Source organism: Gellertiella hungarica (assembly GCF_014197145.1).
Classification (GTDB): Bacteria; Pseudomonadota; Alphaproteobacteria; order Rhizobiales; family Rhizobiaceae; genus Gellertiella; species Gellertiella hungarica.
The window spans coordinates 14,381-39,543 of the sequence record NZ_JACIEZ010000009.1 but is presented as its reverse complement, the minus strand read 5'-3'; the positions used below and the strand labels follow the sequence as shown (position 1 = coordinate 39,543).

14 protein-coding genes and 1 pseudogene are annotated in these 25,163 nt (G+C 66.7%); 11 read left to right on the top strand and 4 right to left on the bottom strand.

Going from position 1 to position 25,163, the window contains the following annotated elements:
• Nucleotides 1–3: 3 nt before the first annotated feature.
• Nucleotides 4–2,466: a glycoside hydrolase family 2 protein gene (locus tag GGR23_RS17750; protein ID WP_183367663.1), complete on the top strand. Its 2,463-nt coding sequence runs from the start codon at nt 4–6 to the stop codon at nt 2,464–2,466.
• Nucleotides 2,467–2,479: 13 nt separating this feature from the next.
• Here the strand turns inward: GGR23_RS17750 and GGR23_RS17745 are convergent, their stop codons facing one another.
• Nucleotides 2,480–4,345, bottom strand: coding sequence for an EAL domain-containing protein (locus GGR23_RS17745; RefSeq protein ID WP_183367662.1), 1,866 nt, complete (start codon nt 4,343–4,345; stop codon nt 2,480–2,482).
• A 255-nt stretch (nt 4,346–4,600) separates the two neighbouring features.
• On the opposite strand from GGR23_RS17745, the gene GGR23_RS17740 reads away from it, so the two are divergent.
• Nucleotides 4,601–7,528, top strand: a complete 2,928-nt coding sequence (locus GGR23_RS17740; protein ID WP_183367661.1) for an aminotransferase — start codon at nt 4,601–4,603, stop codon at nt 7,526–7,528.
• Nucleotides 7,529–7,830: 302 nt separating this feature from the next.
• Nucleotides 7,831–8,022 carry a hypothetical protein gene (locus GGR23_RS17735; RefSeq protein WP_183367660.1) on the top strand — a complete coding sequence of 64 codons (192 nt, stop codon included), beginning with the start codon at nt 7,831–7,833 and terminating at the stop codon, nt 8,020–8,022.
• 77 nt (nt 8,023–8,099) lie between these two features.
• On the opposite strand, the gene GGR23_RS23280 is transcribed toward GGR23_RS17735, so the two are convergent.
• From GGR23_RS23280 to GGR23_RS17720, 3 genes are all read right to left on the bottom strand, one after another.
• The gene (locus GGR23_RS23280; RefSeq protein ID WP_246365783.1) at nt 8,100–10,361 is read right to left on the bottom strand and encodes a methyl-accepting chemotaxis protein; all 2,262 of its coding nucleotides are present in this window, start codon (nt 10,359–10,361) and stop codon (nt 8,100–8,102) included.
• A 182-nt stretch (nt 10,362–10,543) separates the two neighbouring features.
• Entirely contained in the window at nt 10,544–10,780 is a 237-nt protein-coding gene (locus GGR23_RS17725; RefSeq protein ID WP_183367659.1) for an Lrp/AsnC ligand binding domain-containing protein, read from the bottom strand.
• A gap of 49 nt (nt 10,781–10,829) precedes the next feature.
• Complete coding sequence (locus GGR23_RS17720) at nt 10,830–11,774, bottom strand: LysR family transcriptional regulator (RefSeq protein WP_183367658.1); 945 nt, start codon at nt 11,772–11,774, stop codon at nt 10,830–10,832.
• A gap of 126 nt (nt 11,775–11,900) precedes the next feature.
• Here GGR23_RS17720 and hglS point away from each other — a divergent pair, with 126 nt between their 5' ends.
• From hglS to GGR23_RS17685, 8 genes and pseudogenes are all read left to right on the top strand, one after another.
• Nucleotides 11,901–13,322, top strand: a complete 1,422-nt coding sequence (gene hglS / locus GGR23_RS17715; RefSeq protein WP_183367657.1) for a 2-oxoadipate dioxygenase/decarboxylase HglS — start codon at nt 11,901–11,903, stop codon at nt 13,320–13,322.
• Between the two features lie 10 nt (nt 13,323–13,332).
• Nucleotides 13,333–15,261, top strand: a pseudogene (locus tag GGR23_RS23275) (FAD-binding and (Fe-S)-binding domain-containing protein); the annotation flags it as partial.
• Nucleotides 15,262–16,272: 1,011 nt separating this feature from the next.
• Nucleotides 16,273–17,556, top strand: a complete 1,284-nt coding sequence (locus GGR23_RS23270; RefSeq protein WP_246365825.1) for an NAD(P)/FAD-dependent oxidoreductase — start codon at nt 16,273–16,275, stop codon at nt 17,554–17,556.
• A 44-nt stretch (nt 17,557–17,600) separates the two neighbouring features.
• On the top strand, nt 17,601–19,142 hold the full coding sequence (gene amaB / locus GGR23_RS17705) for an L-piperidine-6-carboxylate dehydrogenase (protein ID WP_183367655.1): 1,542 nt from the start codon (nt 17,601–17,603) through the stop codon (nt 19,140–19,142).
• 12 nt (nt 19,143–19,154) lie between these two features.
• On the top strand, nt 19,155–20,384 hold the full coding sequence (locus GGR23_RS17700) for a pyridoxal phosphate-dependent aminotransferase (RefSeq protein ID WP_183367654.1): 1,230 nt from the start codon (nt 19,155–19,157) through the stop codon (nt 20,382–20,384).
• A 512-nt stretch (nt 20,385–20,896) separates the two neighbouring features.
• Nucleotides 20,897–21,484, top strand: a complete 588-nt coding sequence (locus GGR23_RS17695) for an IMPACT family protein (protein ID WP_183367653.1) — start codon at nt 20,897–20,899, stop codon at nt 21,482–21,484.
• Nucleotides 21,485–21,634: 150 nt separating this feature from the next.
• Nucleotides 21,635–22,810, top strand: a complete 1,176-nt coding sequence (locus GGR23_RS17690; protein WP_183367652.1) for an aminotransferase — start codon at nt 21,635–21,637, stop codon at nt 22,808–22,810.
• An 82-nt stretch (nt 22,811–22,892) separates the two neighbouring features.
• Nucleotides 22,893–25,103, top strand: a complete 2,211-nt coding sequence (locus GGR23_RS17685; protein WP_183367651.1) for a heavy metal translocating P-type ATPase — start codon at nt 22,893–22,895, stop codon at nt 25,101–25,103.
• The last annotated feature ends 60 nt before the right edge of the window (nt 25,104–25,163 follow it).

Sequence of the window (25,163 nt, the reverse complement as noted above, 5' to 3'; positions counted from 1 at the left end):
TGCATGGAACGGCTTTGGGCACCGGCGGCGGAGGCCGTCTCTCTCGGCGGCACCTGGCGGCTCCTGCTCACCGATGCGGGCGCTTTCGAGACCCCCGCGGACCTTCCGCTCGGGGAGGCCGTCGAGGCGACGGTCCCCGGCACCGTGGCCGGAGCACTCTCGGCCGCAGGACGGTTCGATCCCGCCTCTGCACCCTCCCTCATCGAACGCGATGCCTGGTATCTCCGGGGAGAACCCCTGCCTGCCGGCGAGGCCGTGCTGCGCTTCGAGGGTCTCGCCACGATCGCGGAAGTCCATCTGGACGGTAAGCTGGTGCTTACGTCGGAAAGCATGTTCGAATGCCACGATCTGCCGCTGGTGCTGAAGGGCGGCGAGCGGCTGGCGATCTGCTTCCGCGCGCTGAAACCCCATCTCGAACGCTCCGGTCCGCGCGCCCGCTGGCGGCCGCGGCTGATGTCCCATCAGGGGCTGAGGCTCCTGCGCACCACCGCCCTTGGCCACATGCCGGGCTGGTGCCCTGATATCCATGCCACCGGCCCTTTCCGTCCCGTCTCGCTCCTCAGGCGTGGGGGCGCCGCAATCGGCGACCTGACCTTCCGGTCCGGGCTGACGGCGGAAGGCGAGGGGTGGCTTTCGGTGCGTTTCCGGGCCGAAGGCGCCGGCGACATCCGCCTCGTCTGCCACGGCGCGGAAGCGGTCTGCGAAGCGGGCGAGGATGGTTACCGGCATGCCGAACTCAGGCTGAACGGCATCGAGCCGTGGTTTCCCCATACCCATGGCGACCCCGTGCTTTACGATGTGGCGCTGAAGATCGACGGCACCACGCTTCCCGCCGGCAGGACCGGCTTCCGGCGGATCGAGGTCGATCGGGGCGAGGATGGCAAGGGCTTTGCCCTCAGGGTGAATGGCGTTCCCGTTTTCTGCCGCGGCGCCGTCTGGACGAATGCGGACCTGATCGGTCTGGCCGGCGACGAGGCCACCTATCGCCCGCTGCTCGAAAAGGCCGCCCGGGCCGGCATGAACATGATCCGCATTGGCGGTACCATGACCTACGAGACCCGCGCCTTCTTCGAATGCTGCGACCGGCTGGGGCTGCTGGTCTGGCAGGATTTCATGTTCGCCAATTTCGACTATCCGGTGAAGGACGAAGCCTTCGTCGCCCATGTGCGGCGAGAGGCGGCGGACCTTCTTGCGCCCCTCGGCCTGTCGCCCTCTCTCGCGGTGCTCTGCGGCGGCAGCGAAATCTACCAGCAGGGCGCCATGCTCGGCCTGCCCCGGACGATCTGGGAGGGGCCGCTCTGCGAGACGATCCTGAGCGCGCTTGCCGCGGAATGGCGGCCTGACGTGCCCTATGTGGCGAATTCGCCATCGGGCGGCGCCATGCCGTTCGCGCCCAACGAGGGCGTCACCCATTACTATGGCGTCGGCGCCTACGAGCGCCCGCTCGATGATGCGCGCCGGGCCGATGTGCGGTTCTCGGCCGAATCGCTTGCCTTCGCGCAGGTGCCCGCGCAGCGCACGCTGGATGTCCATCTGGGCGCCCCCGCCGTCCACGATCCGCGCTGGAAGGCCCGCGTCCCGCGCGACCGCGACGCCTCCTGGGACTTCGAGGATACCCGCGATCATTATCTGAAGCGTCTCTACGGCTTCGATCCCGCGCGCCTGCGTCGGGAGGACCCGGCCCGCTATCTCGACTTCTCCCGTGCCGTGACCGGCGAGGTCTCGGAAGCGTGTTTTGCGGAATGGCGCAGGAGCGGGAGCCGCTGCGGCGGCGCGCTGGTCTGGACACTGTCCGATTTCCTCCCCGGCCCCGGCTGGGGCGTGATCGATTCCACCGGCGAGCCGAAGCCCGTCTATCACGCGCTGAAGCGGGCCTTCCGCCCGCTCCAGGTGCTGCTGCTCGACGAGGGCACCAACGGCATCGATGTCCATGTGCTGCATGAAGGCGCCGCCGCGCTGACCGTGGATCTGGAGCTGGTCTGCTTGAGGCAGGGCGCGATGCCGGTCGTCTCCGGCCGGCGGCGTCTGGCGCTCGAGGGACGTTCCATCGGGAAGATTCCGGCAACCGATCTCTTCGGCGCCTTCTTCGATACCGCCTATGCCTTCCGCTTCGGCCCGCCGTCCCACGATGTGACGGTGGCCCGGCTTCGCGATCCGGATACGGGCAGGGTTCTGGCCGATGCCTTCCATTTCCCGCTCGGCCGAACGGCAGCGCTGCATGCGGCGGACCTGGAGGCGAGCCTCGTGCGGGACGAGGAGGGCTGGAGCCTTCGCCTTGCCGCAAACAGGCTCGCGCAATCGGTCCATGTGGAGTGCGATCTCTACCGGGCGGACGACGACTGGTTCCATCTGGCGCCGGGTGAGACGCGGGCGGTTCGGCTGTCACCGCGCGCGGGCACCGACGGGCAGGCCCTGCCGTCGGGCACCGTTCACCAGCTCGGATCGGCAGCCGTCACGGCCTTCTGAGAGGAAAGGGGGTTCAGCGCTTGAGGTCGCGTCGCAGCGGCCGCAGGCGCATGGGGATCAGGTCCCGGTCGAGCGGCGGCCCCTCGTAATCGCCCTGCAGCGTGGCACAGCCCAGGTTGCGCAAGAGCTCCGCCTGCTCGCGGGAGGAAACGCCATCGGCCGTGATCGTCATGCCGAAGGCCCGGGCGAAGTCGCTGATCGCATGCAGCAGGCGCAGCTGGTCGAGTTCCGTCGTCAGTGTCTCGACCATGCTTCGGTCGAGCTTCAGCCGGTTCGGCCTGAGACGCAGCAGCCCGACCAGCGAGCCTTCGCCGTCGCGGATGCCGCTGACGGCGATCTCGCAGCCGAGCGCCTTCAGCTGGGCCGTGGCGCGCAGCGTCGCGTCGGTCATGTCCCGCAGCGAATCGGACGCTTTCAGCTCGAAGCAGATGCTGCCTGCCAGGCTGCCCGCACGGCGCATTTCCTCGATCAGCGAGGCGGAAGAGAACCGTTCCGCCGAAATGCTCAGCGATACCCTCGGCGCCGCATGGCCTTCGTCTTCCCAGTGCTGCAGGTCGCGGAACACGCAGGCGAGCATGTGCCGGTCCAGCAGCGCCATCAGCCCGCTCTCCGCCACCTCGGGCAGCAGGTCGCTGATGGAGAGAAGCCCCTTTTCCGGATGGTTCCAGCAGGGCACGGCCTCCAGGCCCGCCAGCAGGCCGGAACGCCCGTCCCACTGGCACTGGTAAAGCGGCAGGATCTGTTCGCTTGCGATCGCTTCCCGGAGCTCGGCCGCGCGGCGCAGATCCGCGGCATCCGTATCCAGCAGGTCCGCATGGAAAAACACCACCCGGCCCCGGCCGCGGCGCTTGGCGCTGTAGAGCGCCACGTCGGCATCCTTCAGGAGACCGTCCACCTGGCACCCCGTCTCGAGGGCGATGCCGATCGATGCGCCGGTCAGGAGCGGCTTGCCGTTCAGTTCGAGGCCCGTTCCCAGGGCGTCGATGATGCCCTGCGCCCGGCGGCGGAGTTCTTCCCGGTCGTGTTCGTCCAGGCATACGATCACGAATTCGTCGCCGCCCATGCGGGCCGCCATGTCCTCGGGGCCGAGCGCGGCGCGGATCGCGACTGCAGCCGTCCTGAGAACGGTGTCCCCCGCCTCGTGGCCATGCTCGTCGTTCACCTGCTTGAAGCGATCGAGATCGATATGCATCAGCGCCAGCCGGCGCGGCGTGCCCGTCTCGGAAAGCTGGCGGCAGAAGCGGTCGAAGGAGCGCCGGTTGGGAAGACCCGTCAGGTAATCGTGCTCGGCGGCATATTCCACCTGGGCCCGGCTTTCCTGCAGCGCGGCGGCCCTTTCCTCGGCCAGACGCTGCTGCTGGCTGAGCGCCCTGGTCAGCTCCACATCGGCCGTGACATCCCACTCCGCGCCGATGAAGGCCGGGTCTCCGTTGGCGTCCACATAGTAGTTCGCCATGGAGCGGATGTGCCGGACGGTTCCGTCGGCAAGCCGGATGCGGAATTCGGAGCGATAGGAGCCCTTCCGTCTTGCCGCATCCTCGAAATCGGCAACGGCCTTCTCCACATCCTCCGGATGCAGTGCGTTCAACCATATGTCGAGCGGAACGGGGGAAACGGGTGTGGTCCCGTAGAGCCGGTGCATCCGCGCATCCCAGTTGATCGTGTCATCGGAAATGGAGTGTTCCCACACACCGATGCCCGAGGCGCCGAGCGCGAGATCGAGGCGGCGCAGGAGCGACTGGAATTCCTCTTCGGAATGGACGGTCGCCGCGCCTTCGGCCGGCACCGGAACGGGCTGCGCCGCGCCCTGTCCGATGTCCTCGGCCAGAGGGGTCGCTTCGCCTTGTCCGGATTGGCCGGGAATGGGCGCGCCCTTCACTATCCCACAGTCTCCCTGATCTTGTTCGAGTGCGAATCATAGGTTGTGTTTTATGAAGGAATTCTTCAAAACCCGGCCTAAATGTTCTAGGCGCTATGTAATATGATTAATAACTTTTTTGGGCTTTAAGGCGGTGCGGGCCTCCATCATGGAGGATGAAAAGCCGGCAATTGAGGTGGAATCGCTGTGTTTCGCGCCTTCCCAACCTCGTTGGGCGTGATTAAAGTGAGCCCGATATTACCCCAGGGGACATAAATGACGAATGATGCGCTTCTTCAACGCATTGAAACGCCTAGGCCAGACGTGACGGCGGGAGAGGCAGCGGCAATCCTCGAGACCTTCTACGGCCTGCGTGGCGAAATTGTGGAGCTGGGAAGCCAGCAGGACCGCAATTACCGCATCTCCTCCGAGGAGGGGCGCTTTGTCCTGAAGATCTGCCGTTCGGACTATGCGACCGTCGAGCTCGAGGCACAGAATGCCGCGATGCTCCATATCAGCGGCAAGCAGGGGGCACCGCGCGTGCCGCTGCCGCGCCGGGCGCGCAACGGCGACGACATCCTGTTCCTGGCCGTGGGCGGCGTCGATTACCAGGTTCGCCTGCTCAGTTATCTCGACGGCGAGCCGCTGACCCGGCGCAAGCACCTGTCCCGTCCCGTGGTGGAGGGGCTCGGTGCGCTTGCCGCACGCGTGGCGCTTCATCTGGCGGATTTCTCCCATCCGGGCCTCGAGCGCGAGGTGCAGTGGGATCTGCGCCGGGCGGGTCCGGTGGCCCTCAAGCTTCTCTCGGCCGTGTCCGACCAGGCGCGCCGCGACCGCATCGCCAAGGTCATGGTGGCGGCCGTCAAGCGGCTTCAGCCGCTTGCGCCAGAGCTGCGCGTGCAGCCGATCCACCACGACATCACCGATGACAACGTCGTTGCGCGGCCCGACGCCCATGGCCGGATGATCGCCGACGGGGTGATCGACTTCGGCGACATCGTGCATGGCTGGCTGGCGGCGGATCTTGCCGTCACCTGCGCCTCGCTGCTCCACCATGCCGATGGCGACCCCTTCTACATCCTGCCCTGCATCCGGGCCTTCCACGCGATCCACCCGCTGACGGAAGCGGAGGCGCGGGCGCTCTGGCCGCTCATCGTGGCGCGTGCCGCCATCCTGGCGGCCAGCGGCGAGATGCAGCTCTCGATCGATCCCGACAATACCTATGTCCAGGACAATCTCGCCCATGAGCGCGAGATCTTCGAACTGGCCGCCCGCACGCCCCATGCCCTCATGGAAACGGCGATCCTGGAGGCTCTCGGCTTGCCCGTCGAGGAACTCGCGCTGCCGGAGATGGGACCGCTTCTGCCGGGCATCCAGCCGGAAGCGGTGCGCTTTGCCGATTTCACCGTCACCAGCCGCGGGCTGGTGCGCGACAACTGGGCCTCGCCGCAAACGGAGCTCAAGCTCCTCGAGCAGGCGGCCCGGGAGACCGGCATCGCGATTGCCCGCTATGGCGAGCATCGCCTGACGCGGACGGAGCTCCTGAGCCCGCGCGAGCCGGAAAGCGTGGCGCTGCATCTCGCCATCTGTCTGCCGGCGGGTTTTCAGGCCGCCGCGCCCTTCGCGGGCCGCATCGAGCGGGACGGCCAGCGCACGGTGCTGGTCGGGGCGGGCCTTGCGCTTCATCTCGAAGGCCTCGATGCCGCGCATGAAAGCGGCCTGCCGGTGGAAGCCGGCGAGCCGATCGGCACCGTCTCGGGCGAGGCGGGGCGCTTCGGCCACCTGGCGGTGCAGCTTTCGGTCGGCGGCGGCTTCGTCCCGCCGCTCTTTTCCACTCCGTCGCATGCGGCGGCCTGGAAGCGGCTCAGCCCCTCGCCCTCGCTGCTGCTCGGGCTGGACTGCGATGCGCCTCCGCTCGAGGGCGACCGCGTTCTCGCCCGGCGCCATGCAAGCTTTGCCCAGGTGCAGAAGAACTACTACCGCGACCCGCCGCAGATCGAGCGGGGCTGGCGCGAATTCATGTTCGATACCCGCGGCCGCGCCTATGTGGACATGCTGAACAACGTCGCGATCGCCGGCCATGGCCATCCGCGCCTTGCGGAAGCGGCCGGACATCAGTGGTCGCTGCTCAACACCAATTCACGCTTCCACTATGCGGGCATTGCGGATTTCTCCGAGCGGCTGGCCAGCCTTGCGCCGGAAGGCCTGGACACGGTGCTGCTGGTCAATTCCGGTTCGGAGGCGGTTGATCTTGCGCTGCGCCTCGCCTGGGCCTGGAGCGGAGCGAAGAACATCGTCAGCCTCCTCGAGGCCTATCACGGCTGGACGGTGGCGAGCGATGCGGTCTCCACCTCCATCGCCGACAATCCCGCGGCCCTGACGACGCGTCCCGCCTGGGTGCATCCCGTCGTCTCGCCCAACACCTATCGCGGGCCCTATCGCGGCCCCGACAGCGCCCCCGCCTATGCCGCCCATGTCCGCCAGGCGCTGGAGCTGCTTGACGTGAAGGGCGAAAAGCTTGCCGGCTTCATCTGCGAAACCGTCTATGGCAATGCCGGCGGCATCGCCCTGCCGAACGGCTATCTCGCCGAGGTCTACGCCATGATCCGGCAACGCGGCGGGCTCTGCATCGCCGACGAGGTTCAGGTAGGCTACGGCCGCCTCGGCCACAGTTTCTGGGGCTTCGAGCAGCAGGGTGTCGTCCCCGACATCATCACGGTTGCCAAGGGCATGGGCAACGGCCATCCGCTGGGAGCCGTCATCACCCGCCGCGAGGTGGCCGATGCGCTGGAGCGGGAGGGCTACTTCTTCTCCTCCGCCGGCGGCAGTCCGGTCAGCTGCGCGATCGGCATGACGGTTCTCGACATCATGGAGGACGAAGGCCTGCAGGAGAACGCCCGCATCGTCGGCGATCACCTCAAGGCGCGGCTGGAAAGCCTGTGCCAGCGCCATGCGCTGGCGGGCGCCGTTCACGGCATGGGCCTCTATCTCGGGCTCGAATTCGTCCGCGACCGCAATACGCTTGCGCCGGCAACGCAGGAAACCGCCGCCATCTGCGACCGGTTGCTGGATTTCGGCATCCTCATGCAGCCGACGGGCGATCACCTGAACGTCTTGAAGATCAAGCCGCCGCTCTGCCTCACGGTGGAGGCCGCGGACTTCTTCGTCGACATGCTCGACCGGGTGTTGAGCGACGGCTGGTGAGCCTGACGAAACGGCCATCGTCCGGAGCCCCGGTGCCCTGTCGCCGGGGCTTTCGTTTTGCGGCAAAACCGGTTTTCACGATCTTGCCGCCTTTCTGTCATCATGTCGAAAAGAAAGCTCCTTAAGAGCGCGGCTGTCGATGCCGGCAAGGAACGGGAATCGGAAATTTCGATGAAGTTTCTGGATCTTCCTCAAAGAGAGGAACCTTCCTTTCAGGCATGGCGTTTGGGAGCCGGAAAATGCGGCCGGCCCGGAAGGGCGGCCCGAAATCCGGTCTCGCTTTGGCGCACAGGAGACTGAAAATGCAAAGACAGGTCGTTGAATATGCAGGGGTGCCGGTTGGAATTCTCGTTCCCGACGCGGACCGCATGAAATTTATCGCCGTCAAGTTTCACGTCCATGATCTCGATGAACGCCACTTCGATTCCGCAAGCGATGTGAAGGCGGCGATTCGCGAGCTGCTCGACAGCCGCAAACCCACCTATTTCGGCTGATGCCGAAGGCCGCTCCGGGCGGCCACGGACAATCCCCCGACCGAAGGGCCCCGCCACGCCGGCGGGGCCTTTCCGTTTCAGGCGGCCTTCCGGGCCGAGGCGAGCTGCCGGCCGCTGAGCCTGAAATTCTCCAGAAGGCCGGCAAGCGACGTGGCCTCGTGGGCAAGCGTGTGGCTGGATGCCGTCGTCTGCTCCACCATCGCGGCATTCTGCTGCGTGTTGCGGTCGATGACGTTGACCGCGGTGTTGATCTCGCGCAGCCCCGTGGCCTGCTCGCGGGAGGCCTCGACGATGGCGGCCACGTGCTTGTTGATCTCAAGGACCTCGGTCACGATCTCGCCGAGCGCCTGGCCGACCTCGGAAACCAGGGTCACCCCGTCCTTCACCTGCGTACCCGAAACGGTGATCAGATCCTTGATCTCCCGTGCCGCGCGGGCGGAGCGCTGCGCAAGTTCCCGCACTTCCATCGCAACGACGGCAAAGCCCTTGCCGGCATCCCCGGCGCGGGCCGCCTCCACCCCGGCATTCAGCGCCAGCAGATTGGTCTGGAAGGCGATCTCGTCGATGACGGAGATGATGTTGTTGATCTCGCGGGAGGACTGCTCGATCGAGACCATCGCCGCCGTCGTGCGCTCTGCCAGCGCGCTCGACCGCTCGCCGCGATCCTTTGCGCGCTGAACCAGCGCACCCACTTCCTCGGCCCGCTTCCGGCTGTCGGCCACGGTCGTGGTGATCTCCTCGAGCGCGGCGGCGGTTTCCTCCACGGAAGCAGCCTGCTGTTCGGTACGGTTCGAAAGGTCGCTCGCGGCATGGCTGATTTCGCCGGTTCCGGAATGGATGACGGACACGCTCTGCCCCACCATGCCGAGAGCGGAATCGAGCTGGCCGACGGCCTCGTTGTAGTTCTGCCGGAGCGCATCGAGACCGGGCACGAAGGTGCGCTCGATGCGGAACTGCAGGTTGCCGCGGGCGAGGTGGCCGAGCGCCTCGCCCAGACCGTCGACCGCATCCTTGAGCTGCTCTGCCTCGAGCGCCTTCTCCGCCTCGCGCTGCTGGCGCTCGCGCTCGGCCTCCTGGCGCAGCTGCTCGGCCTCCTGCTCCATGCGCCGCTTCTCGATGGCGGCATCGCGGAAGACCGCGACCGAGCGCACCATGTCGCCGATCTCGTCGCTGCGGGCCTCGCCCACCAGAACGATTCCGGTATCGCCGCCCGCAAGGCGCTTCATCGCGTCGACGAGCAGCACGATGGGCCGTGTCAGCTGCCGGGAAAACAGCGTGCTGGCGAGCAGCACGGCGGCAAGAAGGCCCAGTGCGGCCAGGCACGCCATGTTGCGCATCAGGACCAGCGGGCCGTCTGCCTCCTCGCTGCCGATCAGCGCGCCGATGGCCCATGTGGTGCCATGATATTGCACCGGCTCCAGGGCGACGAGGCTTTCCATGCCACGATAGCCGGACAGCGTGCCGATTTGCGGCCTTCCCGCCAGCACCTCCGCAATCAGCGGGCTGTCGACCTTCACCTTCAGCGTATCGTTCTCGGGCGTGCGCACGGAATCGATGGTCAGCGTGCTGTCGCGGTTGATGAGGATCGTCTCGCCCGTCTCCCCAAGACCGGTATTGTTGGAGAGCGTCTCCAGGAACTTGTTCATCGGCATCTGGATCGCCAGCACCCCGATGGTCTTGCCGCCATCGCGGATGGGCGTGGCAAGGAAGGCGGCGGCATCCCCGTTGGACGGCGCATAGGGCGTGAAATCCGAATAGAAGATCGCGCCGTCCTCCTTCGCCGCCATGGCCTGCCGGTAGATTTCGCCGAGCCCCGATTGCGCATAGGGGCCGTTGACGAAGTTGGTGCCGAAATCCGCTTCCTTGAACACCGTGTAGACCGCATCGCCCGTCCCGTTGAACAGGAACATGTCGTAATAGCCATAGGTGCGCAGGTGCTTGCGGATGAAGGGATGAAGCGTCTGGTGCAGCGCGTCGTAGCCGGTCTTGCCGGCGCTATCGAGAAGATCGTGCTGGCCGGCGGGGTTGGGGTTGTTCTTCACATAGGCGTCGCGGATCTGGTCCAGCCCGCCCGCGCCGATCTTCGCCGCCTCCGCATCGAACTGCTTCAGCGCGTCGATCATCTCGGGATTAGCCGCCGTCAGGACGATGTCCTTGTCGATCGAGCCCAGGAGCTGCTGGAGATCGTTCCTGCGGTCCTCGGCATAGGCATTCAGCGTCTCCATGGTCTGCTGGTGCACCTGCCGGCTGGCGATGGTGAGGGCTATGGTGGTGGAAATGCCGACGGCGAAAACGGTCAGTGCGGCGGCTGCGATCGGCAATTTGCGGGATAGGCGCATTCTTCCGTCCTTGGGAAACGACTGCCAGCCGTTTTCATAACGGCACGCTGCCAAGGATCTGGCCGGAAGAAGGTCCTGTCCGAACCATTCTTCGAAAAACCAGTAACATTCATAAATTAAAACATAGAAAAAATGTAATACAATATTTTAGCCGGTCACTTCCAGCAGTGCCCGGCCTGTCGTCAGAAGGCGGTGAAGGTGAGCGTCGTCAGCGAGCGCACGATGCCGGGAATGCAGGCGATGTTTTCGTTGATGAATTTGCCGATGTCCTTCTCGTCCCGGACATAGATCTTCAGGAGCAGGTCGTAATCGCCGCTGGTGGAGTAAAGCTCCGAGACCAGCTCCGTCTTGTAGATGGCGTCGGCGACCTCGTAGGTCTTGCCCGGGGCGCACTGGAGCTGGACGAATATCGGTTTCATGGATGGCCTCTCGAATGTCACTCGGGTTCCCCGCACGGGAACCGCTGCACTATGCGGACAAGTGCGCGCCCTTCGCAAGGGGGCTGTCCGCCTGCTCTGCGCTAGCACGGGCTTCCTCGGTAATCCAGTTCCGGAAGGCGACGAGCGGCGGATAGGCGGCCCGCTCGAAGGGCACGGCCAGGAAATAGCGTTCGGCGCTTTCCATCGCGGGCCCGACGGTCACGAGGTCGCCGCGCTCCAGTTCCTCCCGGATGAGGAAGCGCGGCAGGAGCCCGACGCCGAGACCGGCGGTGGCCGCCTGTGCGGCGGTGGCGAACTGGTCGAAGAGCATGCCGTGCACCCCCTCCGCCTTGATGCCCTGCGAGGCAAACCATTTCTCCCAGGCATCCGGGCGCGTCGCCAGATGCAGGAGCGGCGCGTCGAGCAGGTCTTCCGGCCCCGTTATCGGCTGCCGCGAGAGGAAGTCGGGGCTGCAGGCGGGCACCGTCTCCTCCTTCATCAGAAAGGTCAGATCCGCCCCCGGCCAGTGGCCGAGCCCGAAATGGATCGCCGCATCGATGAGGTCGAGACGGAAATCGAAGGGCGAGAGACGGGTGACGAGGTTGATGGTGATGCCGGGATGGAGGCGGAGGAAGCGCCCGAGCCGCGGCGCCAGCCAGCGCGTGCCGAAGGTCGGCAGGATGGCGAGGTTCAGCGTGCCGCCGAGCGGGTTTGCCTTGAGGTTCAGCGAGGCGGACGAAATGCGCCGGAGCGCCTCGCGGATCTCGCGGGCATAGCTGTCGCCGGCAAGCGTCAGGCGGATCGTCTGCTTCTCGCGCACGAAAAGCGTCACGCCGAGCTGTTCCTCCAGCGCCTTGATCTGGCGGCTGACGGCGCTCTGGGTCAGGTCCAGCTCCTTTGCCGCCGTTGTGATGCTGCCCGTGCGGGCGGCGGCCTCGAAGGCTGCGAGGAGAGACGTGGACGGCAGGAATCGGCGCGGTGCGACCATGGACATCATTCCGTGAGCGAATGAACTCTTGAATAAATGCCGATATTCCGGAGGAAACGCGGGTTGTAAAGTCATGACAGAAGATAATTTTGGAATGATGGCCCGTGGCCATCCGTACCGAAGGTTCAAGACATGGCGCAGTCCCAGCAGGCATTCGTTTCCCCCGACACCATCCGCTCGCTCTTCACCGAGGCGATGTCGGCCATGTACCGCACGGAAGTGCCGCAATACGGCACCCTGATCGAGCTGGTCGCGGACGTGAATGCAGAGGTTCTGCAAGCCAATCCGGAGCTCAAGGCCCGGCTTGCGGCGCTCGGCGAACTCGACCGCATCAATGTGGAGCGCCATGGCGCGATCCGTCTCGGCACGCCGGAGGAGCTCTTCAACATGCGCCGCCTCTTCGCGGTAATGGGCATGGAAGCGGTCGGCTACTACGATCTGTCGATGGCGGGCGTGCCGGTTCATTCCACCTGCTTCCGCCCGGTGGACGAGGCTGCCCTGAACATCAATCCCTTCCGCGTCTTCACCTCGCTGCTCCGCCTGGAGCTGATCGAGGACAAGGCGCTGCGCGCCGAGGCCGAGGAGATCCTCTCCCGCCGCAAGATCTTCACCGAAGGCGCGCTGAAGCTGATCGCCCTCTACGAGGAAAAGGGCGGGCTCACGGAAGAGGAAGCCAGGACCTTCGTCGCCGAGGCGCTGGAAACCTTCCGCTGGCATTCGGAAGCCACCGTTTCCGCCGAAACCTACAAGCGCCTGCACGATGCCCATCGCCTGATCGCCGACGTCGTCAGCTTCAAGGGCCCGCACATCAACCACCTGACGCCGCGCACGCTCGACATCGACGCGGTGCAGGCCGGCATGCCGAAGCGCGGCATCACGCCGAAGGCCGTCATCGAGGGCCCGCCGCGCCGCAAGGTCGACATCCTGCTCCGCCAGACCTCGTTCAAGGCGCTGGAAGAGCCGGTGCAGTTCATCGGCGATGCCGCCACCGCCGGCACCCACACCGCCCGTTTCGGCGAGATCGAACAGCGCGGCGTGGCACTGACGCCGAAGGGCCGCGCGCTCTATGACAAGCTGCTCAACACCGTGCGCGGCGAGGTACAGGTGGGTGCCGCAGGTGCCGGCGCCGGCGACTACATGAGCGAGCTTTCCGCCCGCTTCGCCGAATTCCCCGACGATGCCGATACGCTGCGCCGGGAAGGCCTTGCCTTCTTCCGCTACACGGTGACCGAAGCCGGCCGCAGGGCCGTGGCCGACGGCGTGAAGCTGCAGGCGTCCGTCGAGGAGCTGCTCAAGGCCGGCTACCTCCGCTTCGATCCGATCGTCTACGAAGACTTCCTGCCGGTCAGCGCCGCGGGCATCTTCCAGTCGAACCTCGGCACGGACCAGCAGGTGAACTATGCGGCCCGCGCAAACCGGGCGGCCTTCGAAACCGCACTCGGCGGCAAGGTGGAGGACGAGCTGGCGCTCTATGCGGCCACCCAGAACAATTCGCTTGCCGCGTCGCTTCAGGCGCTGGGCTTCACCGCCCCGCAGCTGAAGTCCATCGCCTGAGTTCGTCCCGGTGGGCGCGCATGTCCTCATCGACCGGTTGGACGGGGAACGGCTGAAGCCGTTCCTCGACGCCGTTCGCGCGTCCGGATTCACCGGTGACATCGCGACGGACGAGGCAAGCCGCACCGTCCATGCGACCGACAATTCCATCTATCAGCGCAAGCCCGCCGCGGTCCTTTTCCCGCGCGACGGGGCGGATGTGGAGCGGGCCGTCAGGGCCGCTGCCCTTCATTCCGTTCCGGTCACCGCGCGCGGCGGCGGCACCGGCACCAACGGCCAGTCGCTCACCTCGGGCGTCATCGTCGACTGCTCGCGGCACATGAACCGCATCCTGTCCTTCGACAAGGCGGCCGGCACCGTCACCGTCGAGCCCGGCGTCGTGCTCGACCAGCTGAATGCCTTCCTGAAGCCCCACGGACTGTTCTTCCCGCCGACCGTCTCCACCGCGTCCCGCGCGACCATCGGCGGCATGATTGCCACCGATGCCTCCGGCAAGGGCTCGCGCATCTATGGCCGCACCTCCGACTATCTGGAGGCGCTGGACGTGGTGCTGGCCGACGGCTCGACCGGTCTCGTGCGCACGGAAGATGCAGCCGGCCTCCAGCGTCTGGCGGCGCAGGGCGGACGCCTTGCCGTGGCGGCAGGCGCGGTGCTTGCGGCGGTCGATCGCCACCGGGCCGAAATCGAGGCGGTGTTCCCCAAGATGAACCGCGGCCTCACCGGCTACAATCTTCTCGACGTGAAGGGCGCGGACGGGCTTTTCCGCCTGCAGAAGCTGCTGGCCGGATCGGAAGGCACGCTTGCCTTCACCCGTGCGGCAACGCTGCGCGTCATTCCCCGACCCGCCTTCCGCGCTCTGGCGGTGGTGCGCTACGGCTCGTTCAATGCCGCGCTCGACGATGTCGCCCGTCTCGTTGACGCCGATCCCGCCGCCATCGAGATCATGGACGACAAGGTCCTGAGGCTGGCGCAGGAGGATGTCGTCTGGGCAAGCCTGGAAAAGGTCCTGGGCGGCGCGACGGCGCGCCCCGTGGCCGGCCTCAATGTGGTGGAATTCGTCGGCGACACGGCGGAAGAGGTCGAGGCCGCGCTGGAGCGCATGGCGGCCCTTGCCGTTCCCGCAGAGTCCGAAATCCTCGATCAGATCACGGTCCGCGACCAGGCGCTCGTCGCCACCGTCTGGGATCTCCGCAAGAAGGCGGTCGGCCTGCTTGGCCGTCTCGGCGGCATTCCCTTCATCGAGGATACGGCGGTACCGCCGGAAAGCCTGCCCGCCTATGTGCGCGAGTTCCGCGCGCTTCTCGATGCTCATGGTTTGGATTACGGCATGTTCGGCCATGCGGATGTGGGCTGCCTGCATGTGCGGCCGGTTCTCGACATGCGCAATCCCGATCACGCGGCGCTGATCCGTCCGCTGAGCGATGCGGTGGCCGACCTGACCAGACGCTATGGGGGCCTTCTCTGGGGCGAACACGGGCGCGGCGTGCGCGGCGAATATTCGCCGCTCTTCTTCGGGCCGCATCTCTACCCCGTGCTTTCGAAGATCAAGGCCGCCTTCGATCCGCACAATCTCTTCAATCCGGGCAAGCTTGCGGTGCCCTTCGAGGGCGGCGCGGTGGACCGCATCGATGGCGTGCCCTTCCGGGGCGCCTTCGATCGCCAGCTCGATGCCACCCATGCCGAACGCTACGGCAAGGCGGTCGCCTGCAACGGCAATGGCGCCTGCCATGGCTGGGATGCCTTCGATCTCATGTGCCCGTCCTACAAGGCCACGCGTGACCGCAACCAGTCGCCGAAGGGCAGGGCGGCGCTGCTGCGCGAATGGGCCCGGCAAAAAAGCGTGGGCGAAGCCGATACCCCGGCCTTCGCCGCCTTCGAGGACGAGGTGAAGGCCGCCCTCGATACCTGCCTTTCCTGCAAGGCCTGCGCGAGCCTCTGTCCCGTCAAGGTCGACATTCCCGCCATGCGGGCGGATTTCTTCGCCTCCTATTACGAGCGGCGCAGGCGCCCGGCCCGGCACCGCGCGCTCGGGCTCCTGGAAGCCGGCCTCATCGCCGCGCGCCGCGTGCCGGTCCTTGCCCGCCTCGTCAGCCGCTCGAAATTCGTTGCCGCCCTTGCCGAACGGGCCTTCGGCCTCGTCGATCTGCCGGCCTATCATGCCGCCCGCCGCCCTTCGGGTCCCGCCGGTCCGGCCGGTGGCCGCCCGGTGGTGCTTCTGGAGGATCTCTTCAATGCGAGCTTCGACGGCGCGGCCCTCGAGGCTGCGGAAGCGCTGCTGGCCGCACTCGGCTACCGGGTGACGCGCCAGGCGGCGCGCAGGAACGGAAAGGCGCTCCAGGTTCTCGGCTTTGCCGCCCCCTTCCGGCGGATCGCGGAAGCCCGCCTCGCCGAAATCGAGGCACTGTCGAAGGCGGGTGCGCCGATCCTTGCCATCGATGCCGCGACGGGCCTGATGTTTGCCGAGGATTACGCCAAGGCTGCGGGGCGCAAGTCCGCGGTTCCGGTCCTGTCGCTCGAGCAGTTCCTCGCCGCCGAGCTCGATGCCGGCCACCTGAAGCCGCTGCCGGCGGCTGCGGGCGGCAACCTCACGCTTCTCACCCACTGCACCGAGCGCGCCGCCCGTCCGCTGACACCGAAGCTCTGGGACCGGGTGTTCTCGGCCTTCGGCCTGACGCTTCAGACGCCCGCCACCGGCTGCTGCGGCATGGCCGGCATGTTCGGCCACGAAAAAGAGCACAAAAGCCTCTCGGAAACGCTTTTCCGGATGAGCTGGAAGCCAATTCTTGATAGAGCAGAGCCGAAAGCGGTTCTCGCCAGCGGCTTTTCCTGCCGTTGCCAGACGGAGCGCTTCGGCGGCTTCCGTCCCCGGCATCCGGCAGAAGCGCTTCTCGAGGCCATTTCCGGTGCGGCAGGCCTTCGCGCCCGCACGGTTCAAACACAGGTGATACCCATGCTGAATGACCCACGATCCCACGGCCTTTGGGAAAAGACCGCGCCTCCCGCCCCCGAGACTCGCCCGCTTCAGGGCGACGTGACGGCGGATGTCGTCATCGTCGGCGGGGGCTATACCGGCCTGTCCGCCGCGCTGCATCTGGCGGAAGAGGGCACCCGCGTGGTGCTGCTCGAAGCGAAGGAAATCGGCTTCGGCGGCGCCGGCCGCAATGTCGGCCTCATCAATGCCGGCATGTGGGTCATGCCCGACGATCTGCCGGGCGAGCTCGGTGCCGTCCATGGCGAACGCCTGCTCGACCTCCTGGGCAACGGTCCGCGCGTGGTCATGAACCTCATCGATAAGCACGGCATCGCCTGCGAACTGGAGCGCAACGGCACGCTGCACTGCGCCGTCGGCGATGCGGGTCTGAAGGAAATCGAGGCGCGGGCCGCCCAGTGGCAGAAGCGCGGCGCGCCGGTCAGCCTGCTTTCCCAGGAAGAGACCGCTCGCCGGGTCGGCACCACGGCCTATCGCGGCGCGCTGCTCGACATGCGGGCCGGCACGCTTCAGCCGCTGGCCTATGCCCGCGGGCTTGCCCATGCCGCCATCAGGGCCGGCGCCGTCCTCCACACGTCAAGCCCGGTGGTGGCGCAGGTGGAGACCGCCTCCGGCTGGACGGTGAAGACCGACAAGGGCACGGTGACCGCCTCCTGGCTGATCGTCGCCACCGATGCCTATTCGGAAGGTCCCTTTGCGGCCGTCCGGAACGAGCAGGTGCATCTGCCCTATTTCAATTTCGCCACCGTTCCGCTCGGCGACAATATCCGCCGCACCATCCTGCCGGGCCGCGAAGGGGCCTGGGATACCAAGGAGATCCTCTCCTCCTTCCGCATGGATCAGGCCGGCCGCCTCGTGTTCGGCAGCGTTGGCGCGCTGCGCGGCGCGGGCACGTCGATCCACCGCGACTGGGCCCGCCGCTCGCTGAAGAAGCTGTTCCCCGAGATCGCCGACATCCCCTTCGAGACCGAATGGTATGGCAAGATCGGCATGACCGACAACGCGCTTCCGCGGCTTCACCAGTTTGGCCGGCAGGCGATCGGCTTCTCCGGCTATAACGGGCGCGGCATCTCGCCGGGCACCGTCTTCGGCAAGGTGCTGGCCGAGCACATTCTCGGCCGCATGCCCGTGGAGGCCATGCCCTTGCCGAGCACCGACATCGCGACGCCGTCCTTCCGGACAGCCAAGGAGGCCTGGTACGAAACCGGAGCCGCCGTGGCGCATCTGGCCGGCGCCCGCCTCTGAACCCCTTTCAACCGTTTCCACCCTTTGAACCTGGAAAGAACAACATGACGCTGACCAAGACTGCACTTGCCCCCGAAGTTGCCGCCATCATGGGCCGGCTTGGCGTTTCCGCCGACCGCTACACCGGCGGCACCCTTGCCGTGACCTCGCCGGTCAATGGCGAGAAGATTGCCGATGCGGCCCAGATCTCGTCGGGCGACGCATCCGACGTGATCGCCAAATCCCACCAGGCCTTCCTCGCCTGGCGCCTCGTGCCGGCTCCCAAGCGCGGCGAACTGATCCGCCTCTTCGGGGAAGAACTGCGCGCGCACAAGGCCGATCTCGGCCGCCTCGTCTCCATCGAAGTGGGCAAGATCACCTCCGAAGGCCTCGGCGAAGTGCAGGAAATGATCGACATCTGCGATTTCGCGGTCGGTCTCTCCCGCCAGCTCTACGGCCTCACCATCGCCACCGAGCGCGCCGATCACCGCATGATGGAAACCTGGCATCCGCTCGGCGTCGTCGGCATCATCTCGGCCTTCAACTTCCCCGTCGCCGTCTGGGCCTGGAATGCGGCGCTGGCGCTCGTCGCCGGCAATGCCTGCGTCTGGAAGCCCTCTGAAAAGACCCCGCTGACGGCCATTGCCGCCCATGCCATCTTCGACAAGGCGCTGAAGCGCTTCGTCGCCGAAGGCGGCCAAGCCCCGGCAGCGCTCTCGCAGCTCCTCATCGGCGGCCGCGACGTGGGTGAAGTCCTTGTCGACGATCCGAAGGTCGCGCTCGTTTCGGCCACCGGCTCCACCGCCATGGGCCGTATCGTCGGTCCGAAGCTCGCCGCCCGCTTTGCCCGCGCCATCCTCGAACTCGGCGGCAACAATGCCGCGATCGTCTGCCCGACGGCGGACCTCGACCTGACGCTGCGCGGCGTCGCCTTTGCCGCCATGGGCACCGCCGGCCAGCGCTGCACGACGCTTCGCCGTCTTTTCGTGCACGACAGCGTCTACGACCAGCTCGTGCCGCGCCTGATCAAGGCCTACGGCTCCGTCACCATCGGCAACCCGCTGGAAACCGGCACGCTCGTCGGCCCGCTCATCGACAAGGGCTCCTTCGACCGCATGCAGAAGGCGCTGGCCGATGCCAAGGCCAATGGCGGTACCGTTCATGGCGGCGACCGCGTTCACGAAGCCGATGCGCCGAACGCCTATTACGTCCGTCCGGCCCTCGTCGAGATGCCCGCCCAGTGCGGCCCGGTCGAGCACGAGACCTTCGCGCCCATCCTCTATGTCATGAAGTATTCGAACTTCGACGACGCGCTGGAGCTGAACAACGCCGTTCCGCAGGGTCTCTCCTCCTCGATCTTCACCAACAACATGCGTGAAGCCGAGGCCTTCGTTTCCGCCCGCGGTTCCGATTGCGGCATTGCCAACGTCAATATCGGTCCGTCCGGTGCGGAAATCGGCGGCGCCTTCGGCGGCGAGAAGGAAACCGGCGGCGGCCGCGAATCCGGTTCGGATGCGTGGAAGGGCTACATGCGCCGCGCCACCAACACCATCAACTACGGCGCCTCGCTTCCGCTCGCCCAGGGCGTGAAGTTCGACGTGGAATAAGGAGAAACGCCGATGGCTGACAGTATCGCAAGCGGGGCGGCCTTCCGCCCCGCATCCCGGATTTCGGCCATCGGCGTGTCCGAAATCCTCCAGATCGGGGCCAAGGCCTCGGCGCTGAAGCGCTCCGGCCGGGATGTCATCATCCTCGGCGCGGGCGAGCCGGATTTCGACACCCCCGACTTCATCAAGGACGGCGCGATCGCCGCGATCCGCGCCGGCCAGACCAAATACACCGCGCTTGACGGCACGCCCGAGCTGAAGGCGGCGATTGCCGCCAAGTTCAAGACGGACAACAACCTCGACTATGCCGCCGACGAGATCACCGTCTCCACCGGCGCCAAGCAGGTGATCTACAATGCCATGATGGCGACGCTCGATCCGGGTGACGAGGTCATCATCCCGACCCCCTACTGGGTTTCCTATTCCGACATCGTGCAGATCGCCGGCGGCGTGCCCGTGCTCATCCCCTGCGGCGCGGAAACCGGCTTCCGGCTTTCGGCCGAGCGGCTGGAAGCGGCGATCACGCCGAAGACCCGCTGGCTGATGCTGAATTCGCCGTCGAACCCGTCCGGCGCCGCCTATTCCCGCGCCGATTACAAGGCACTCACCGACGTGCTGCTGCGCCATCCACACGTCTGGCTTCTCGCCGACGACATGTACGAGCACATCCTCTATGACGGCTTCGCCTTCTCGACGCCGGCGGAAGTGGAGCCGCGCATCAAGGACCGGACGCTCACCGTCAACGGCGTCTCGAAGTCCTATGCCATGACCGGCTGGCGCATCGGCTTCGGCGGCGGTCCGAAGGCGCTGATCAAGGCCATGTCCGTCATCCAGAGCCAGTCCACGTCCTGCCCGTCCTCGGTCAGCCAGGCGGCGGCGCTGACGGCGCTCACCGGCCCGCAGGACATCGTGCGCGAACGCTGCCTCGATTTCCAGAAGCGCCGCGATCTCGTAGTCGAAGGCCTGAACGCCATTCCGGGCATCTCCTGCCCGAAACCGGAAGGCGCCTTCTACACCTTCGCCAGCTGCGCCGGCCTTCTCGGCAGGAAGACGCCGGATGGCAAGGTCATCGAGACCGACCGCGACTTCTGCGCCTGGCTGCTCGAAAGCCACGACGTCGCCATGGTCCCCGGCACCGCCTTCGGCCTCGCCCCCTTCTTCCGCATCTCCTACGCGACCTCGGAAAAGGAACTGAGGACCGCGCTGGACCGCATCGCCAGGGCGGTGGCAACGCTCGCGTGACGGATTGGGGGGCGGCGTCGGGTGTGCCGCGGCCGCCTCTGTCGGCACGGTGTGGAGTTTGAGGCACCCCCCCCCCCCTCTGTCCGCACGGCGTTTCCTTTGCCGTGCTGCACCCCCCTCTGTCCCTGCCGGGACATCTCCCCCTCAAGGGGGGAGATCGACCGTGGGTTTTTTGGCTTCCTCAAACAACAAGCGTCTCAATTGCAGAAACGGTGGCTGGGGACTTCCCCAAGAATCCCCATCCCGATCTCCCCCCTTGAGGGGGAGATGCCCCGGCAGGGGCAGAGGGGGGTGCGGCACGTCAAACGCGGCGCTCAATCTCCCCCCTTGAGGGGGAGATGCCCGGCAGGGCAGAGGGGGGTGCGCATCCGCAAACGCAGCGCCACGCGAGGGGTGCACATCCGCAAACTCCACATAGCGCCCGAGCGAGGCGCACCGCACCCCATGCCGTCATCCGTCGATCCCTCCGCAACACCATTCAAATCGCGCCCGTCCTGCTGTAGTGATCGCCCATGTTCATGCTGACGGAAGCGGGCAGCTTTGCCCAGGAAATCAAGAAGAGCCGCTTCATCGCCCATGCGGGGCCGGTGGCGACGGAGGAGGAGGCGAGAGCCTTCATTGCCGCCCATGCGGATCCCGCGGCGACGCACAATTGCTGGGCCTATCGCATCGGCCCGCGCGTGCGCTTCAACGACGATGGCGAGGTGGGCGGCACCGCCGGAAAGCCCATCCTGCAGGTGATCGAGGGCAATGCGCTGGATCATGTCGTGGTGCTCGTCATCCGCCACTATGGCGGCGTGCTGCTCGGCACGGGCGGGCTGGTGCGGGCCTATGGCGGGACGGCGGGCGAATGCCTGAAGCGCCTCGGCAAGGGGCCGATCGTGCTGCGGACGGCCTTCTCGGTCACCTGCGATTTCAATGATATGGCCGTGCTGAAGGCCCGCCTGCTGCCGCTGCCGGGGCTGAGCCTCGACGCAGAGGATTTTGCCGCAGAAGGCGCCGTGCTCCGCTTCTCGCTCCCCGCGGACCGGCTGGAACCGGTATCGGACCTGATCCGCGATCTCAGCCGCGGGCGGGCAAGGGTGAAGGTGGAGCCCTGAGCCGGCGGCCTTCGCTTGCCGCCGGCCCGGGCAAGGTCTGCCCGGCAAAGCGGCTTTCCGGATATACCCCTCAAGAACAGCCATTGCCGCGAAGCGGCCTGCTGGCGTATCGATAGGGCCTCGCCATCCCGTCAGGAGTGATTTCCGCCCATGTCCCGCTTCAACCCGCTTGTCGAACGCCTCAATCCGCCTGCCATTCCGACCGTGCTTGCCTGGGGCCGGGCCTATGACGGCCACCGCGGCAAGCTGATCGACCTGTCACAGGCGGTGCCGGGCTATCCGCCGCACCGGGACATGCTGCGCTACCTGTCGGAGGAGGCGCTGTCGCTCGCCAATATCAGCTACGGGCCGATCGAAGGCGAAATGCCGCTCCGGGAAGCCTATGCGGCCTATGTGACGGAAGCCTATGGCACCCCGGTTGCAGCCCGCAACATCCACATCACGGCCGGTGCCAACCAGGGCTTCATCGCCACCTGCCTTGCCACCATGGCCTATGGCGATACCATCGCCACGACCAACCCCTTCTATTTCAACGAAGAGATCACCCTCTCCATGCTGGGCATGAAGGTGCGGCAGATCGCCTGCCCGCCGGAGAACGGCTTCGTGCCGACGGTGGAGGCGGTGAGGGCCGCCATCGATCCCTCCGTCAAGGCGCTCTGCCTCGTCACGCCCAACAACCCCACGGGCGCCATCTATCCCGCACCCCTGCTCGAGGCGATCTTCGACATCTGCCGCGAGAACGGCACCTGGCTGATCCTCGACGAAACCTACCGGGATTTCCTGCCCGCCGCCATCGACCGCCCCCATGGCCTCTTCGGTCGCGAGGGCTGGGAGGATACGCTGATCGGCCTCTACAGTTTCTCGAAGAGCTTCTGCATTCCCGGCCAGCGCATGGGCGCGATCACCGCCTCGCCCGCTGTCGTGGCGCAGGTGGCTAAGGTGATGGACAACCTCCAGATCTGCGCACCCCGCGCGGCACAGGCGGCCCTGACCAAGGCCATTCCCGCGCTCAAGGGCTGGCGTCAGGACAACCGCGCCGAGATCGACCGTCGCGCCGCCGCGCTGAAGGCGGTGATGGAGAAGGCGCCCGACTGGCGCATGGATTCGCTCGGCGCCTATTTCGCCTTCGTCAAGCATCCCTTCCCCGGCGTGCCGGCGGCGGTGGTGTCGGAACGGCTGGCCCGGGATGCGGGCGTGCTCTGCGTGCCCGGCTCCTATTTCGGCAAGGAACAGGACCAGCACCTGCGCTTTGCCTTCGCCAATGCGGATGCCGAAACCATCGGGCTGATCGCGGAGCGGCTCGAGGGTTTTCGCATCAACGACTGAAAAAACGGGAGCAAGGGGCTTGAACCTCTAGCGACTGGAGGGATTAGGCAGGGGGCCCGACAGACGATCTGGAGTACCCGCGATGCAAGAAATGAAGTCCCGCTACCGGATAGAAGGCATGGACTGCGCCAGCTGCGCGCTGAAGGTGGACAAGGCCGCCCGGCGCGTCGATGGCGTCAGCGATGTCGCCGTATCCGTGACCGCAGGCACGATGACGGTGACCCACAGCGAGGGGTCCGATCTTGCCGCGCTCGAACGGCTGGTCAGCGGGCTCGGCTATGGGGTGACTGCCATCGGGTCAAGCGCCGAGGCCGGGTCACCGTCGCCTTCGGGGGCCGCCTGTCACGACGATCACGATCATCCGCATGATCACGAGCACGGGCATGAACCGGGCCATGATCACGGACACGACCACGGTCATGATCACGGGCCGATCAGCGGCCCCTGGTGGAAAAGCGGCAAGGCGCGGCTGGCGGGTCTTTCGGGCCTGGCGCTGGCGATCGCCTATGGTGCGGGTCTTCTGGTGCCGGGCATTGCCAGGGGCGCCTTCCTTCTTTCGCTGCTTGTCGGCCTCGTGCCGGTGGCGCGCCGCGCGCTGGCGGCTGCGCGGGCCGGAACGCCCTTTTCCATCGAAACGCTGATGGTGATCGCCGCCACCGGTGCCGTCGTCATCGATGCGACGGAAGAGGCGGCCATGGTGGTCTTCCTCTTCCTCGTGGGCGAGCTTCTGGAAGGCATTGCCGCCACGAAGGCGCGCGACAGCATCGGCGCGCTCTCCGCCCTCGTTCCGAAAACCGCGCTGAAGGAAACGCCATCCGGCCTCGCGGAGACCCGCGCCGATGACCTTCGCCCCGGCGATATCATCCTCGCCCGGCCCGGAGACCGCATCGCGGCGGACGGGGAAATCCTCTCCGGCGAAAGCGGCATCGACGAATCGCCCGTCACCGGGGAAAGCGTCGCGGTGTCCAGGGGGCCGGGCGCACCGGTCTTTGCCGGCACGATCAACGGCGATGGCGCGCTGCGCATCCGGGTCACCGCCCCCTCCAGCGACAACACCATTGCCCGCGTCATCCGGCTGGTGGAGGAGGCGCAGGAGAAGAAGGCGCCGACGGAGCGCTTCATCGACCGCTTCTCCCGCTACTACACGCCGGGCGTGCTGGCGGTCGGCGCGCTGGTCGCCATCCTGCCGCCGCTTGTCGGCGGGGGAGACGTGGCGGAATGGCTCTACAAGGGCCTGGCGATCCTGCTGATCGGCTGCCCCTGCGCGCTCGTCATCTCCACGCCCGCGGCAATTGCCGCATCGCTGTCGGCAGGCGCCCGTGCAGGCCTGCTGCTGAAGGGCGGCGCCGTGCTGGAGAAACTCCGCGAGATCGACACCGTGGCCTTCGACAAGACCGGCACCCTGACGACGGGAAAGCCGGTCGTGACGGACATCCTCGCCTTCGGGCGGGACGAGGCGGCCGTGCTTTCCCTCACCGCCGCGCTGGAGGCGGGCTCCAGCCATCCGCTTGCCAAGGCCATCCTCACCCGTGCGGAGGGGCTTTCCCTTCCGGCCGTCGAGGACAACCGCGCCATCGGCGGCAAGGGTCTTTCCGGCCGGATCGGCGGACAGGCGGTCTTCTTCGGCTCCCTGCGCGCCGCCGAGGCCATGGGCACGATCCCTCTCGAAGCCCGTTCGCGGATCGCCGCGCTGAACGGGGAGGGCAAGACCGTTTCGCTTCTCGTCGTGGACGGCGAGGTGGCCGGTGCGATCGCCTTCCGCGACGAGCCGCGCCCCGATGCCATCGTCGCCGTAAGGGAGCTGAAGGCGCAGGGCATCCGCACCCTCATGCTGACCGGCGACAACCACCTGACGGCGCAGGCCATCGGCAGCCAGCTCGGCATGGAGGTGCGCGCCGAGCTCATGCCCGAGGACAAGCAGCGCATCGTCTCCGGGCTGAAGGCCGATGGGCGCATCGTCGCCAAGGTGGGGGACGGCATCAACGACGCCCCCGCGCTTGCCGCCGCCGATATCGGCATTGCCATGGGTGGCGGCACCGACGTGGCGCTCGAGACGGCGGATGCCGCCATCCTCAAGGGTCATGTGGGCGATGTCGCGCGCCTCATCCGCCTGTCGCGCGCCACCATGGCAAACATCCGCCAGAACATCGCCATCGCGCTGGGGTTGAAGGCCTTTTTCCTGGTCACCACCATCCTCGGCATCACGGGCCTGTGGCCGGCGATCCTTGCGGATACGGGCGCGACCGTGCTGGTGACGATCAACGCGCTGCGGCTTCTGAAACCGGTTCGGTAAGCGCCGCCAGACCATTGCAGGAGGGGCGAAGCTCCGCTAGGCTCGCCCCGATTTCAATCG